We start from the raw sequence: 12,352 nt of genomic DNA, 5'->3' as shown, positions 1-12,352 counted from the left end.
TTCGCGCCGCACGCGCCGATCCGCAATTCCGTGCGTCGGAACTCAGTGCCACTCAGTGCATAGGCGTGCGCACAGCGGGTAGGGACTGCTGCATCGTCTCTCGCTCGCGAATCCCGTCGTCAGGAGTAGACCGTGCTGCAACTGCCGCATCAGTCCTTGCAGGTGGCCGCCGTGCCGCACCAGCGCATTCCTGCCCGGGAGGACCAGGCAGGTCCCTGGCACGCGGAGGCGGTGTGCCGCCGGGACGAGGCGGGACTGTTCTTCGCGCCCTCCAAGGAGCCGACGGCCGAGAGGCTGTCGCGTGAGGAAGCCGCGAAGAGGGTCTGCGCCCGCTGCCCGGTGATGGTGGAGTGCCGTGAGCACGCACTGCTCCAGCCCGAGCCGTACGGCGTGTGGGGCGGCCTCACCGCGGCGGAGCGCCGCGTGGTGCTGGCCCGGCGCAGGCGCCGCGACATCGAGCTGAAGAAGTCGGCCTCAGCGGCCTGATCCGCCAAGACGGCACGGAAACGGGGCGCCCCCGCACATAGGGCGCCCCTTCCGTATGCCTGCTCCGACGCGAGTGCTCGTACCCGCCGGCGTCGTCGGCCGCGGGCTACTGCGCGCGGTCGAAGTCGATCTGGCTGTACGCCCGGAGCTTCGACAGCCGGTGGGTGGAGTCGATCTGCCGGATGGTGCCCGACTTGGAGCGCATCACCAGGGACTGGGTGATCGCGGTCTCCGCGCGGTAGCGCACGCCGCGCAGCAGCTCGCCGTCCGTGATGCCGGTGGCGACGAAGAAGACGTTCTCGCCGGAGACCAGGTCGTCGGTGCTCAGGACGCGGTCCAGGTCGTGGCCCGCGTCGATCGCGCGCTGCCGCTCCGCGTCGTCCTTCGGCCACAGCTTGCCCTGGATCACACCGCCCAGGCACTTGATGGCGCACGCCGAGATGATGCCCTCGGGCGTGCCGCCGATGCCCAGCAGCAGGTCGACGCCGGTGCCCTCCTTGACGGCCATGATCGAACCGGCGACATCGCCGTCCGAGATGAACTTGATGCGTGCGCCGGTCTCGCGGATCTCCTTGACGATCCCCTCGTGGCGGGGGCGGTCGAGGATGACGACGGTGACGTCCTCGGGCGAGGAGTGCTTCGCCTTGGCGACCCGCCGGATGTTGACGGACACGGGGGCGTTGATGTCGACGTAGTCGGCGGCCTCGGGGCCGGTGACCAGCTTGTCCATGTAGAACACGGCGGACGGGTCGAACATGGTGCCGCGGTCGGCGGCGGCAAGGACGGCGATGGCGTTGGGCATGCCCTTGGCCGTCAGCGTGGTGCCGTCGATCGGGTCGACGGCGATGTCGCACTCGGCGCCGGTCCCGTCACCGATCCGCTCGCCGTTGAACAGCATCGGGGCCTCGTCCTTCTCGCCTTCCCCGATGACGACGACGCCGTTCATGGAGACGGTGGAGACGAGGGTCCGCATGGCCTTGACCGCGGCGCCGTCGGCGCCGTTCTTCTCACCACGCCCGACCCAGCGGCCGGCGGCCATGGCGGCGGCCTCGGTGACCCGGACGAGCTCCAGGGCGAGGTTGCGGTCGGGGGCCTCGGGAGAGACCTCGAGCTGGGACGGCAGATGATTCTCGGTCATCGGAGCGCACCTTTCTGTACGACGACGGCCGTAAATAAAGAGGGTGGGGCGACTCTATCGGTACGTCGACATAATGAGCAGAGGGGGCCACGTATGAGCAGACCTGCCGGATGCGAACATGGTGGACGTGGCAGGTATGCGAGGCAAGCAGACGATCCGGGGCATGTTCCAGTCCATGGCGGTGATCGGCGTCGTCGTGGCGGGCATCTACATGCTCGTTCCGCACGACGAGAACGCCGACCCGATCAGGACGGTCGACTACCGCGTCGAACTGGTGACGGCGCAGCGCGCCGCCCCGTACCCGGTGGTGGCGCCCGACGGGCTGGACAAGGGGTGGCGGGCGACCTCGGTGACCTTCGAGCGCACCAAGGCCCACGCCTGGCACCTCGGCTTCCTGGACCCGCAGGACCAGTACGTGGCGGTGGAGCAGTCCACGGCCCGGCCCGCCGACAAGTACGTCCGGGAGGTCACGCACGACGCCGTCAGGACGGACCGGACCGAGCAGGTGGCCGGACGGGCCTGGCAGTTCTGGGACGGCCCGAAGTACGACGCGCTGGTGCTGACGGACGACCGCTCGACGACGGTGGTCACCGGCACGGCGGGGCCCGAGCGGCTCGCCGAGATGGCGGCGGCGCTGAAGGCCGGCGAGCCGGCCGGTACCGCGTCGCCCTCCGCGTCTCCGTCCGCGTCAACCGGCCCGTCGGTGAAGCCCTCCGCCGGCTCCTGACGCCCGGCGTCGCGACCCGCGCGCGGCGCGGACGCGTCTTGTACGGCGAAGGCCGCCGCACCCTTGCGGGTGCGGCGGCCTTCGTGTGCTGTGCGGGCCCTTGAGGGCGCGTCGCTCAGACGGTGGTGACGACGTCCTCGTAGGACAGACGCGGGGAGCGCGGGAACCAGGCGTCGTCGCCCGGCTTGCCGATGTTGACGACCATCAGCGGGGTGTGGTCGTCGTCCAGGAACTCCTTCTGGATGCCGGCGGCGTCGTAACCCGTCATCGGGCCGGCGGCCAGGCCGGCGGCGCGCACGCCGACGATGAAGTAAGCGGCCTGAAGGGCGGCGTTCAGGCCGGCGGCCTGCTCACGCACCGGGCGCTCGCTGAAGAACATGTCCTTGGCCTGCGGGAAGTGCGGCAGCAGGGACGGCAGTTCCTCGTGGAACTCGTTGTCGGCCGCCAGGATCGCGACCAGCGGGGCGGAAGCGGTCTTCGCCTGGTTGCCCTCGGCCATGTGGCCGACGAGGCGCTCACGGGCCTCGGCGGAGCGGACCAGCACCACGCGCAGCGGGCTCTGGTTGAAGGCGGTCGGACCGAACTTGACCAGGTCGTAGATCGCCTGGACCTGCTCCTCGGTCACCGGCTCGTCGGTGAACGTGTTGGCGGTACGGGCCTCACGGAAGAGGAGGTCCTGGGCGACGGGGTCAAGAACGAGGGACATGTGGCGTACCTTCCGCGTGCGTGAAAAAGCCTTACGCACGCTGCCAACCCGGTCGCATTGAATTAAATTTCAACTACATGCCGAATGTGTCCGTCCTCACACTGCCGCCATCGCCGGTCGATCGTCCCGGCGGCACCCCGCCCGCTCACCCGCCACCCGCGGCCGCCCGTTCCGGACGCTCGCCTCGGCACGGGTCCCCGCGTCCGCGTCCGGGACTCCGCCCTCCGGCCCGGCGGTGCGCTTCGCCCCGCTGTGGCGGCTTCGCCCATCCGCCCGTCGTGTGCCCGGCCTCGCTTCGGTGGCTCTGCGTCCGTCCCGGCCGCTCGCTGCGGTCATCGGCCCCCGCGCCCGCGTCCGGGGCTCCTGCCGTTCTTCGGCCCGGGGTGCCCTTCGTCCCGCGACCGGCAGCCTCCCGCCCATCACTCGTCGGCCCGCCCACCCCGCTTCCGTGGGTGCGCGTCCGTCTCCCGGGCGCCGCTTCCGTGTCCCCGCGTCCGTGCGCCGCCGCGTCCAACCCTGGGAGCCGCCTTCGTCTCCGCCGTCCCTGCCCCGTCCCGGGGCCCCTGGTTCGCCTCCGGGGCGCCGCCTTCGCCATCGCGCCGGCCCGGCACGCTCACCCCGGCCGGCGGCCAGGCACCCCCGCCGGCCCGGCAGCCAGGCGCCCCCGCCGCCGGGCGCGCTCGTCGCGCCCGGCGGCGGGGCCTCAGGCGCCGTCGGGCGCCCCCTCCTCGTCCGGCTTCGCCAGGGCCGCGTCCAGGCGCGCCCGGGCGCCCTCCAGCCAGTGGCGGCACACCTTCGCCAGCTCCTCGCCGCGCTCCCACAGCGCCAGCGACTCCTCGAGCGTGGTGCCGCCGGCCTCCAGCCGGCGCACGACCTCGATCAGCTCGTCACGGGCCTGCTCGTAACCGAGCGCGGCCTCTTCCGTCTTGGCAGCCATGCGATCCACCCTATGTATGAGAAACGACAACAGATCCGGCGCGCACCGCGGGCGTCACTCGCCGACCCGCACCGGGAACTCGCCTTCCGCGACCCGGGCCCGCAGCGGGTCCCCCGCGGTGACCTCGTCCGGTGAGCGCACCACCGCCCCGTCGGCGCGCTGCAGCACCGCGTAACCCCGCTCCAGGGTCGCCGCGGGCGAGAGCGAGACGACCCGCGCCCGGGTGTGCGCCAGCTCCGAGTCCGCGCGGTCCAGCAGATGGCCGAGGACACGCCGGCTCCGGGCGACCAGGGCGTCGACCTCCGCCGCGCGTTCGTCCACCATCCGCCGGGGATGTTCCATGCACGGCCTGGCCAGCGCGTGCGCGAGCCCGTGCTCCTCCCGGTCCAGCAGCCCCTGCACGGTGCGCAGCGCCCGGTCCCGCAGCTGCCGCACCCGGACCAGCTCCTCGCCCACGTCCGGGACGACCTTCTTCGCCGCGTCGGTCGGCGTGGACGCGCGCAGGTCGGCGACCAGGTCCAGCAGCGGGGAGTCCGGCTCGTGACCGATCGCCGACACGACCGGCGTCGAGCACGCCGCCACCGCGCGCACCAACTGCTCGTCGGAGAACGGCAGCAGGTCCTCCACGCTGCCGCCGCCACGTGCCACGATGATCACGTCCACCTCGTCCAGCGCGTCGAGCTCCTTGACGGCCTGGACCACCTGCGCCACGGCGTTCACCCCCTGCACGGCCACGTTGCGCACCTCGAAGCGGACGTGCGGCCAGCGTCTGCGCGCGTTCTCCAGCACGTCCCGCTCGGCCGCCGACGCCCGCCCGCAGACCAGTCCCACCCGGTGCGGCAGGAACGGCAGCGACTTCTTGCGGTCGGCCGCGAACAGTCCCTCCGCACCGAGCGACCGCTTCAGCTGCTCCAGCCTGGCCAGCAGTTCACCGATGCCGACCGGCCTTATCTCCACCGCCCGCAGCGACAGCTGGCCCCTGGGCGCGTACCACTCGGGCTTGGCGTGGACGACGACCCGGGCGCCCTCGGTCACCACGTCGGCGACCGCGTCGAAGACCTGCCGGAAGCAGGTGACGCCCACCGAGATGTCGTACGACGGGTCACGCAGGGTCAGGAAGACGACGCCGGCGCCCGGGCGCCGCGACAGCTGGGTGATCTGTCCCTCCACCCAGACCGCCCCGAGCCGGTCGATCCAGCCGCCGATGAGCCGTGACACCTCGCCGACCGGCAGAGGGGATTCCGCGGACGTGTTGAGAGCCATGGGCCGAGCGTAACGGCCGGGTCGGACAACTTGAGGCGCCCCGGGACCTGACCGCAGGACTCCTGTTTCCTCCGCCGGGGCGCCGCGCCCGGCGGACTAGCCCTCCCCGCCGGGCAGCGTCTCGCGACGCCCCCGCTGAAGCGCCAGCACGACCAGCCCGACCCCCAGCCAGAGCGCGCCCACGATCTGCGCCGACCTCGCCGCCTCCACGATCACCGCGATCAGCACGCCCGCGCCCAGCACCGGCACCACCAGATGCCGCAGCCGGTCCGGGGGCCCGTCCATCCGCCGGACCACGAACCAGCCCACCACGCTCGCGTGCAGCAGCACGAACGCGGTGAGCGCGCCGACGTCGACCACCGACACCAGGTGGTCTAGCCCGCCGTCCCGCCGCGCCGCCCACACCGCCGCCACCATCGTCACCGTCGCCGCGACCAGCAGGGCGAGCCGCGGCACGCCCGAGTCCGTACGCGCCAGCACCCGGGGGAGCCGCCCATCGCGCGCCATGGCGAACAGCAGCCGCCCGGCCGCCGCCTGCCCGGCGAGCGCCGCGAACGCGGCCCCGACCGCCTTGCTCACCGCCACCAGGTCGTGCAGCCAGGTGCCCACCGACGCGTCCACCGCGTCGTAGAACGCCGATCCCTGCCGGGCCGGCTCCGCGGCCAGCCGGGCGGAGGGCACCGGTTCGAGCAGTGCCACCAGATACGTCTGGGCGACGAAGAGCACACCTGCGAGCGCCAGGCAGAAGAGCACCGCCCGCGCCACCCTCCGCGATCCTCCGGTCACCTCCTCAGCGAAGGACGCGATCGCGTCGAAGCCGAGGAACGACAGGACCGCCACGGACACCGCCCCGAGCACCGCCGTGGTGGAGAACCCGCTGTCACCGGTCAGCGGCGTCAGCCAGCCGCGCTGCGCCCCGTCCCGGGCGAGCACCGTCACCGCGGACATCACGAAGACGAGCAGCACCAGGATCTCCGCCGCGAGCACCGCGAAACCGACCCGGGCGGCGGCCCGGACGCCCCAGAGGTTCAGCAGCGTGGTCACGACGACGGCGATCCCCGTCCACACCCACCGGTCGATCTGCGGGACCAGCGCCTCCATGGCGATACCGGAGAACAGGTACGCGACGGCCGGGATCAGCAGGTAGTCGAGCATCGCCATCCACCCGGCGACGAACCCGGGCCCCTCGCCGAGGCCCTTGCGCGCGTAGGTGAACACCGAACCGGCCTGCGGCGCCACCCGCACCATCTGCGCGTAGCTCACGGCGGTGAATGCCATGGCGACGGTGGCGACGACGTAGACGAGGGCGACAGCGCCGCCCGACTTGGCGTCCAGGGTGCCGAACACGCCGACAGGCGCCATGGGGGCGATGAACAGGAGCCCGTAGACGACCAGGTCGCGGAAGCCGAGTGTGCGCCGCAGCCCGCCGCCGCCGGGCACCTCACCGGGGCGGGTCTCCTGGGTGACGGCTCGCCTCATGAGGCCCTCTCTCGCTCGGGGTACCGCCAGTCTGCTGCCGGTGTCCGATCAAACCCCTCATTGGCGTGGCCCTTACGATGGGGCACATGACTGCTACGCCTCCTGCCCGACGCGTCCTCCTCGCCGCCCCCCGCGGCTACTGCGCAGGTGTGGACCGTGCCGTGATCGCCGTGGAGAAGGCCCTGGAGCAGTACGGGTCACCCATCTACGTCCGCCACGAGATCGTCCACAACAAGTACGTCGTACAGACGCTCGAGAAGAAGGGCGCGATCTTCGTCGACGAGACGGCGGAGGTCCCCGAGGGATCCATCGTGATGTTCTCGGCGCACGGCGTGGCCCCGACCGTCCACGAGGAGGCGGCGCAGCGGAAGCTCGCGACGATCGACGCGACGTGCCCGCTGGTCACCAAGGTCCACAAGGAGGCCGTGCGGTTCGCCCAGGAGGACTACGACATCCTCCTGATCGGCCACGAGGGTCACGAAGAGGTCATCGGCACGTCCGGCGAGGCGCCCGACCACATCACCCTGGTCGACGGCCCCGAGGACGTGGCGAACGTCGAGGTCCGCAACCCCGACAAGGTCGTCTGGCTGTCCCAGACCACCCTCTCCGTCGACGAGACGATGGAGACGGTCGACGCGCTGAAGACCAAGTTCCCCGGCCTGATCTCCCCGCCGAGCGACGACATCTGCTACGCCACGCAGAACCGTCAGATCGCCGTCAAGCAGATGGGCGCGGAGGCCGACCTGGTCATCGTCGTCGGCTCGAAGAACTCGTCGAACTCGGTCCGCCTGGTCGAGGTCGCCCTCGGCGCCGGCGCCCGCGACGCCCACCTGGTCGACTTCGCCGACGAGATCGAAGAGGCCTGGCTGGACGGAGTGTCCACGGTCGGTGTCACCTCGGGCGCGTCCGTGCCGGAGGTGCTCGTCGAGGGCGTGCTGGAGTGGCTGTCGAAGCGGGGCTTCGAGGACGTCGAGATCGTGAAGGCGGCCGAGGAGTCGATCACCTTCTCGCTGCCGAAGGAGCTCCGCAGGGACCTGCGCGCGGAGGCCGCCGCCATGTCGGCCGACCCGTCAGGGCAGTGACGCTCAGCGCGGCCCCTTAACGTTGTGTCCATGAACGTCTTCGGAGTTGACATCGGCGGGTCCGGGATCAAGGGCGCTCCCGTGGACCTGGACCGCGGCGATCTGGCGCAGGAGCGCCACAAGGTCCTGACACCGCACCCGTCCACGCCGGACGCCGTCGCCGACGGCGTCGCGGAGGTGGTCGGCCACTTCGGCTGGACCGGCCCGGTCGGCATCACCTTCCCGGGCGTGGTCACCGGCGGCATCACGCGCACCGCGGCCAACGTGGACAAGGGCTGGATCGACAAGGACGCGGCCTCGCTCCTCGGCAGCCGCCTCGGCGGCCTGCCCGTCACGATCCTGAACGACGCGGACGCGGCCGGTGTCGCGGAGATGACGTTCGGGGCGGGGCGCGGCCGTAAGGGCACCGTCATCGTGCTCACGTTCGGCACCGGCATCGGCAGCGCGCTCTTCGTCGACGGCCGGCTGGTCCCGAACACCGAGCTCGGCCACCTCGAACTGGGCGGCCACGACGCGGAGAAGCGGGCCTCCACGAAGGCCAAGGAGGACGCCGACCTCACCTGGCAGCACTGGGCGCGGCGGGTGCAGAAGTACCTGGCGCACGTGGAGATGCTGTTCTCGCCGGAGCTGTTCATCGTCGGCGGCGGGGTGAGCCGCAAGGCCGACAAGTTCCTGCCGCTGATCGAGGGCGTGCGCGCGGAGATCGTCCCGGCGGAGCTGCAGAACAACGCGGGAATCGTGGGCGCGGCGATGGCGGCCGCCGGCAGGTGAACCGGGCCGGGGCCGGCCAGGCCGCCGCGGGACCGACCTCAGCCGCGGCGGCCGGGGCCCGACGGGCCCTGCGGCCCGCGCCCGCGGCGGTGCCGCCGCACCATCGTCCGCACCTTCCGTACGCAGGTGATCACACCGGCGACCAGCGTTCCGCCGTACAGCCATCCCGCGTGCACGGCGAGCGCCGTCACCACGGCCATCGTCTGGCCGCCGAAGCCGCCGCTGCCGCCGGAGATCGGCACGATCCCGACGGTGAACGCGATCGGGACGATGATCGGGGCGCTGACCAGGTCGGCCTCCCGCACCCACAGCGCGGTGAGCGCGCTCACGGGCAGGAACAGCAGCCCGTAGAGGATCGCGGAACCGTCGAAGAGCAACTGGTCCGCAGAGCCGAGCGCCAGCATCGTGGCGGCGGCGAACAGCCCCGCGCCGAGTCCGGTCAGCCGGGGGTTCGGCAGCCGGCGCAGCGCGAGCACCAGGGGAGGGACCGGGCGCGGCGGGCGGGCCGGCACCGGATACACGGTGGCGTCGGCGAGCGTGCCCGGTGCCGGGATGGGAGCCGGCGGCTGCTGCCGCGGCTGGGGGCGACCTGTCCTGTGCTGCTCCACCCGCACAAACTAGGTCGCGGAGAGGCACGAAACCGTCACTAGACACGCCCTTTGGACGACCTTGGGGCTGCGTTCGACTCCGGGCGGACCTGTGACGGCCGCAGCAGGCCGTCACAGGTCCGCCCGCCGCGCCCGTAAACTGGTGGATCGGCCCCACTCACCGCGGGCCGCAAGGCCCCGCCAGTCATCACCCTCCACGTCAGGAAGTCGCCAACGTGTCGCTCACGATCGGAATCGTCGGTCTGCCGAATGTCGGCAAGTCGACCCTGTTCAACGCCCTGACCAAGAACGACGTGCTGGCGGCTAACTACCCGTTCGCCACCATCGAGCCGAACGTGGGCGTCGTCGGTGTCCCCGACTCCCGCCTCGCCGTCCTGGCGGAGATCTTCGGTTCGCAGCGCATCCTCCCCGCCACGGTCGACTTCGTCGACATCGCGGGCATCGTGCGCGGCGCGAGCGAGGGTGAGGGCCTGGGCAACAAGTTCCTGGCGAACATCCGCGAGTCGGACGCGATCTGCCAGGTCATCCGCGCCTTCAAGGACGAGAACGTCGTGCACGTCGACGGCAAGGTCTCGCCCAAGGACGACATCGAGACGATCAACACCGAGCTGATCCTCGCCGACCTCCAGTCGGTCGAGAAGGCGGTCCCGCGCCTGACGAAGGAGGCCCGCCTCCAGAAGGACAAGGTCGCCGTCCTCGCCGCGGTCGAGTCCGCGCAGAAGATCCTCGAGTCCGGTCAGACGCTGTTCTCCGCGGGCATCACCAAGGGCACCGAGCAGGGCGACCTCCTCCACGAGCTGCACCTGCTGACCACCAAGCCCTTCCTCTACGTCTTCAACGTCGACGAGGACGAGCTCGTCGACGAGGACTTCAAGAACGAGCAGCGCGCCCTGGTCGCGCCGGCGGAGGCGATCTTCCTCAACGCGAAGATCGAGTCCGAGCTGATCGAGCTCGACGACGACGAGGCGCTCGAGCTCCTCCAGTCCATGGGCCAGGAGGAGCCGGGCCTCGCGACCCTCGGCCGGGTCGGCTTCGACACCCTGGGCCTGCAGACCTACCTCACGGCAGGCCCCAAGGAGACCCGCGCCTGGACCATCAAGAAGGGCGCCACGGCCCCCGAGGCGGCCGGTGTGATCCACACCGACTTCCAGAAGGGCTTCATCAAGGCGGAGGTCATCTCCTTCGCCGACCTGGTGGAGACCGGCTCGGTCGCCGAGGCCCGCGCGAAGGGCAAGGCGCGCATGGAGGGCAAGGACTACGTGATGCAGGACGGCGACGTGGTGGAGTTCCGCTTCAACGTCTAATACGTCTGGCGAAAGGCCGTCTGACCTGCGACGGAGCGGGTTGGGCGGCCTTTGCTGTCCGCACAGAGTCCGCAGCGTGCTGACTTCGGTCAGCGCGCAGGGGGGCGACTACGCCGCTTCGTCGACCTGCGGCTGGGCATCGGCGGACTGGTCCGCGTACGCCTTGTCGACGGCGGCCCGGGTCCGCTCCTCGGAGTCGGGCCACAGGTGGGTGTAGATGTTCAGCGTCATGGCCGCGTTGGTGTGGCCGAGGCGCTCGGAGACCGTCTTCACGGACTCGCCATGCCTGATCAGCAGGCTGGCGTAGTGGTGCCGGAGGGCATGGGGTCCGGTGCCCTTCGGTATGCCGGCCTTCGCGCAGGCGGGCCGCCAGGACCCGTCCATGAAGTGCGTGTAGACCACGGGTCCGCCCTGCGGCGCCGTGAAGATCCAGCCCTCGGGCCCATCGGCGGGGAAGTCCCGCAGGTGGGCCTTCATCGCATCCACCGCCATGCGTGGGAGCGGGACCGTGCGGTGCGAGCGAGCGGTCTTGGGCGGGCAGACATACACGCCGTGCTTGGCGGTCTGCTGGATCTGCTGCTCGACCGAGACGGTCGCGTGCAGGAGGTCCACGTGCCGGAGCTGGAGGCCGAAGAGCTCGCCGGGGCGGAGCCCGGTGGCCGCGCCGAGCAGCACGAGGCCCTTGTATCGGGCGGGTATCTCATCGGACAGCGTCCGCACCTGCTCGACGGCCAGCGGCACGATCTTCTTCCGGGGCACCGAGGGCAGCTTCGCCTCGGCGCACGGATTGTGAGGGATCATGCGGTCGCGGACGGCCGCCCGGAAGACGGCGTTGACCGTGTTGAAGACCGTTCGTGAGGTGCTGGCGGCCAGCCCATGCGTGGTGGTCAGACTGGTGACCCAGCTCTGTACGTCGCCGGGCTTGATGGCGCCGAGTGACCGCTTCTCCCAAGCCGGGTAGACGTAGCAGCGCAGGTGCTGGGCCACCGCCTTGGCCGTGGAAGGCCGGTGCGGCTGGATGGCCCGCCATTCCTCCGCGTACTCCTTGAAGGGCTTCTTCGCCGATCGCGGGTCGACGTACTGACCGGTGACCAGGCTGGCCGTGACCTCGTCGATCCACCGCTGGGCGTCGATCTTGCGGTCGAAGTGACGGGCGTGCTCCTTGCCGTCGAGATCGCGGTAGCGGGCACGCCATTTGCCGTTGGGGCGCTTTTGGATGTTGGCCAAGTGGCCACTCCTTCGTGTCGGTTGTCAGTAGTGGCCGCCGTCCGCGATGTCGTTGCTGAGCGTGCGAGCGTCGCGCTCGTCGCCCATGAGGCGGAGGCATTGCTCGTGGATCGCCCGCGAGCTGTCGGGATGGGCCTTGATGTGGTCGGCGATGGCGACCACGGCGTGATGGAGGCGGTCGCGCGCGTCGCGGGTCTCGTAGAACGCCTCGACGGCCTCTTGGATGAGCCGCCGGCTGGCGATGTCGAGCCCTTCCAGGGGCGGTGACATGAGCTCTTCGAGAGGGAGCTCGAAGACGCGGGAGAAGGCGAGAGCCTCGTCGAGGTTGATGCGCCGACGGGGGGTGCCGTTCTCGATACGCCAGACCGCCGTCTGGTTCATCTTGACGCCGGCTCTGGTCACCTGCTCGGCCAGCTCAGTCGTGCTCCACCCTCTGACCTCGCGCTCCAGCGCCACGCGCGCGGCCACGTTCCCCTCGCTGTAGAGCAGCGGCACCTCGCCGCCCTCGGGCCTGTCGCCTGCCATCGAACCTCCATCGCCACCGTCGCTATCCCAATTGAAACATGAGCTTCCCGATTTGGTTAACCGGCGATCCCGGGGTACAACTCTATGCAGATCGAATCG

At 71.0% G+C, this 12,352-nt stretch carries 13 protein-coding genes; 5 read left to right on the top strand and 8 right to left on the bottom strand.

From position 1 onward, the window contains the following. Nucleotides 1–132: 132 nt before the first annotated feature. Nucleotides 133–486: a WhiB family transcriptional regulator gene (locus SPRI_RS13820; protein ID WP_053556969.1), complete on the top strand. Its 354-nt coding sequence runs from the start codon at nt 133–135 to the stop codon at nt 484–486. Between the two features lie 106 nt (nt 487–592). Here SPRI_RS13820 and glpX read toward each other — a convergent pair whose 3' ends face one another. After that, nucleotides 593–1,624 carry a class II fructose-bisphosphatase gene (gene glpX, locus SPRI_RS13815; protein ID WP_005312563.1) on the bottom strand — a complete coding sequence of 344 codons (1,032 nt, stop codon included), beginning with the start codon at nt 1,622–1,624 and terminating at the stop codon, nt 593–595. A 136-nt stretch (nt 1,625–1,760) separates the two neighbouring features. Between glpX and SPRI_RS13810 the strand changes: the two genes are divergently transcribed. Continuing rightward, nucleotides 1,761–2,351: a DUF4245 domain-containing protein gene (locus tag SPRI_RS13810; RefSeq protein WP_005312560.1), complete on the top strand. Its 591-nt coding sequence runs from the start codon at nt 1,761–1,763 to the stop codon at nt 2,349–2,351. Between the two features lie 115 nt (nt 2,352–2,466). Here SPRI_RS13810 and SPRI_RS13805 read toward each other — a convergent pair whose 3' ends face one another. The 4 genes from SPRI_RS13805 to SPRI_RS13790 form a co-directional block, all read right to left on the bottom strand. Next, nucleotides 2,467–3,057 (bottom strand): malonic semialdehyde reductase, encoded by a 591-nt coding sequence (locus SPRI_RS13805; protein WP_005312557.1) that lies wholly within the window; start codon nt 3,055–3,057, stop codon nt 2,467–2,469. 703 nt (nt 3,058–3,760) lie between these two features. Beyond that, the gene (locus SPRI_RS13800) at nt 3,761–3,994 is read right to left on the bottom strand and encodes an exodeoxyribonuclease VII small subunit (protein ID WP_053556968.1); all 234 of its coding nucleotides are present in this window, start codon (nt 3,992–3,994) and stop codon (nt 3,761–3,763) included. A gap of 54 nt (nt 3,995–4,048) precedes the next feature. Continuing rightward, nucleotides 4,049–5,257 (bottom strand): exodeoxyribonuclease VII large subunit, encoded by a 1,209-nt coding sequence (gene xseA, locus SPRI_RS13795; protein ID WP_005312555.1) that lies wholly within the window; start codon nt 5,255–5,257, stop codon nt 4,049–4,051. Nucleotides 5,258–5,353: 96 nt separating this feature from the next. Continuing rightward, nucleotides 5,354–6,736 carry an APC family permease gene (locus SPRI_RS13790; protein ID WP_005312553.1) on the bottom strand — a complete coding sequence of 461 codons (1,383 nt, stop codon included), beginning with the start codon at nt 6,734–6,736 and terminating at the stop codon, nt 5,354–5,356. Nucleotides 6,737–6,813: 77 nt separating this feature from the next. Here SPRI_RS13790 and SPRI_RS13785 point away from each other — a divergent pair, with 77 nt between their 5' ends. Then, nucleotides 6,814–7,818, top strand: coding sequence for a 4-hydroxy-3-methylbut-2-enyl diphosphate reductase (locus tag SPRI_RS13785; protein ID WP_182327774.1), 1,005 nt, complete (start codon nt 6,814–6,816; stop codon nt 7,816–7,818). Nucleotides 7,819–7,848: 30 nt separating this feature from the next. Then, complete coding sequence (ppgK, locus tag SPRI_RS13780; protein ID WP_053556967.1) at nt 7,849–8,589, top strand: polyphosphate--glucose phosphotransferase; 741 nt, start codon at nt 7,849–7,851, stop codon at nt 8,587–8,589. Nucleotides 8,590–8,627: 38 nt separating this feature from the next. Here ppgK and SPRI_RS13775 read toward each other — a convergent pair whose 3' ends face one another. Further along, nucleotides 8,628–9,197 (bottom strand): DUF6542 domain-containing protein, encoded by a 570-nt coding sequence (locus SPRI_RS13775; protein WP_182327776.1) that lies wholly within the window; start codon nt 9,195–9,197, stop codon nt 8,628–8,630. Between the two features lie 215 nt (nt 9,198–9,412). Between SPRI_RS13775 and ychF the strand changes: the two genes are divergently transcribed. After that, nucleotides 9,413–10,501, top strand: coding sequence for a redox-regulated ATPase YchF (gene ychF / locus SPRI_RS13770; protein ID WP_005312545.1), 1,089 nt, complete (start codon nt 9,413–9,415; stop codon nt 10,499–10,501). Between the two features lie 108 nt (nt 10,502–10,609). Here ychF and SPRI_RS13765 read toward each other — a convergent pair whose 3' ends face one another. Continuing rightward, on the bottom strand, nt 10,610–11,728 hold the full coding sequence (locus SPRI_RS13765) for a tyrosine-type recombinase/integrase (RefSeq protein ID WP_005312543.1): 1,119 nt from the start codon (nt 11,726–11,728) through the stop codon (nt 10,610–10,612). A gap of 24 nt (nt 11,729–11,752) precedes the next feature. Next, the gene (locus SPRI_RS13760; protein WP_037773840.1) at nt 11,753–12,253 is read right to left on the bottom strand and encodes a helix-turn-helix transcriptional regulator; all 501 of its coding nucleotides are present in this window, start codon (nt 12,251–12,253) and stop codon (nt 11,753–11,755) included. Between the last annotated feature and the right edge of the window lie 99 nt (nt 12,254–12,352).

Source organism: Streptomyces pristinaespiralis, from assembly GCF_001278075.1.
Lineage (GTDB): Bacteria > Actinomycetota > Actinomycetes > Streptomycetales > Streptomycetaceae > Streptomyces > Streptomyces pristinaespiralis.
This window is presented reverse-complemented; position numbering and strand designations above follow the sequence as displayed.

What these genes read in the sequence shown, in the direction of transcription:
- glpX (WP_005312563.1), bottom strand. Translation starts at nt 1,624, where the DNA reads ATGACCGAGAATCATCTGCCGTCCCAGCTCGAGGTCTCTCCCGAGGCC.
- SPRI_RS13810 (WP_005312560.1), top strand. Translation starts at nt 1,761, where the DNA reads ATGCGAGGCAAGCAGACGATCCGGGGCATGTTCCAGTCCATGGCGGTG.
- SPRI_RS13805 (WP_005312557.1), bottom strand. Translation starts at nt 3,057, where the DNA reads ATGTCCCTCGTTCTTGACCCCGTCGCCCAGGACCTCCTCTTCCGTGAG.
- SPRI_RS13800 (WP_053556968.1), bottom strand. Translation starts at nt 3,994, where the DNA reads ATGGCTGCCAAGACGGAAGAGGCCGCGCTCGGTTACGAGCAGGCCCGT.
- xseA (WP_005312555.1), bottom strand. Translation starts at nt 5,257, where the DNA reads ATGGCTCTCAACACGTCCGCGGAATCCCCTCTGCCGGTCGGCGAGGTG.
- SPRI_RS13790 (WP_005312553.1), bottom strand. Translation starts at nt 6,736, where the DNA reads ATGAGGCGAGCCGTCACCCAGGAGACCCGCCCCGGTGAGGTGCCCGGC.
- SPRI_RS13785 (WP_182327774.1), top strand. Translation starts at nt 6,814, where the DNA reads ATGGGGCACATGACTGCTACGCCTCCTGCCCGACGCGTCCTCCTCGCC.
- ppgK (WP_053556967.1), top strand. Translation starts at nt 7,849, where the DNA reads ATGAACGTCTTCGGAGTTGACATCGGCGGGTCCGGGATCAAGGGCGCT.
- SPRI_RS13760 (WP_037773840.1), bottom strand. Translation starts at nt 12,253, where the DNA reads ATGGCAGGCGACAGGCCCGAGGGCGGCGAGGTGCCGCTGCTCTACAGC.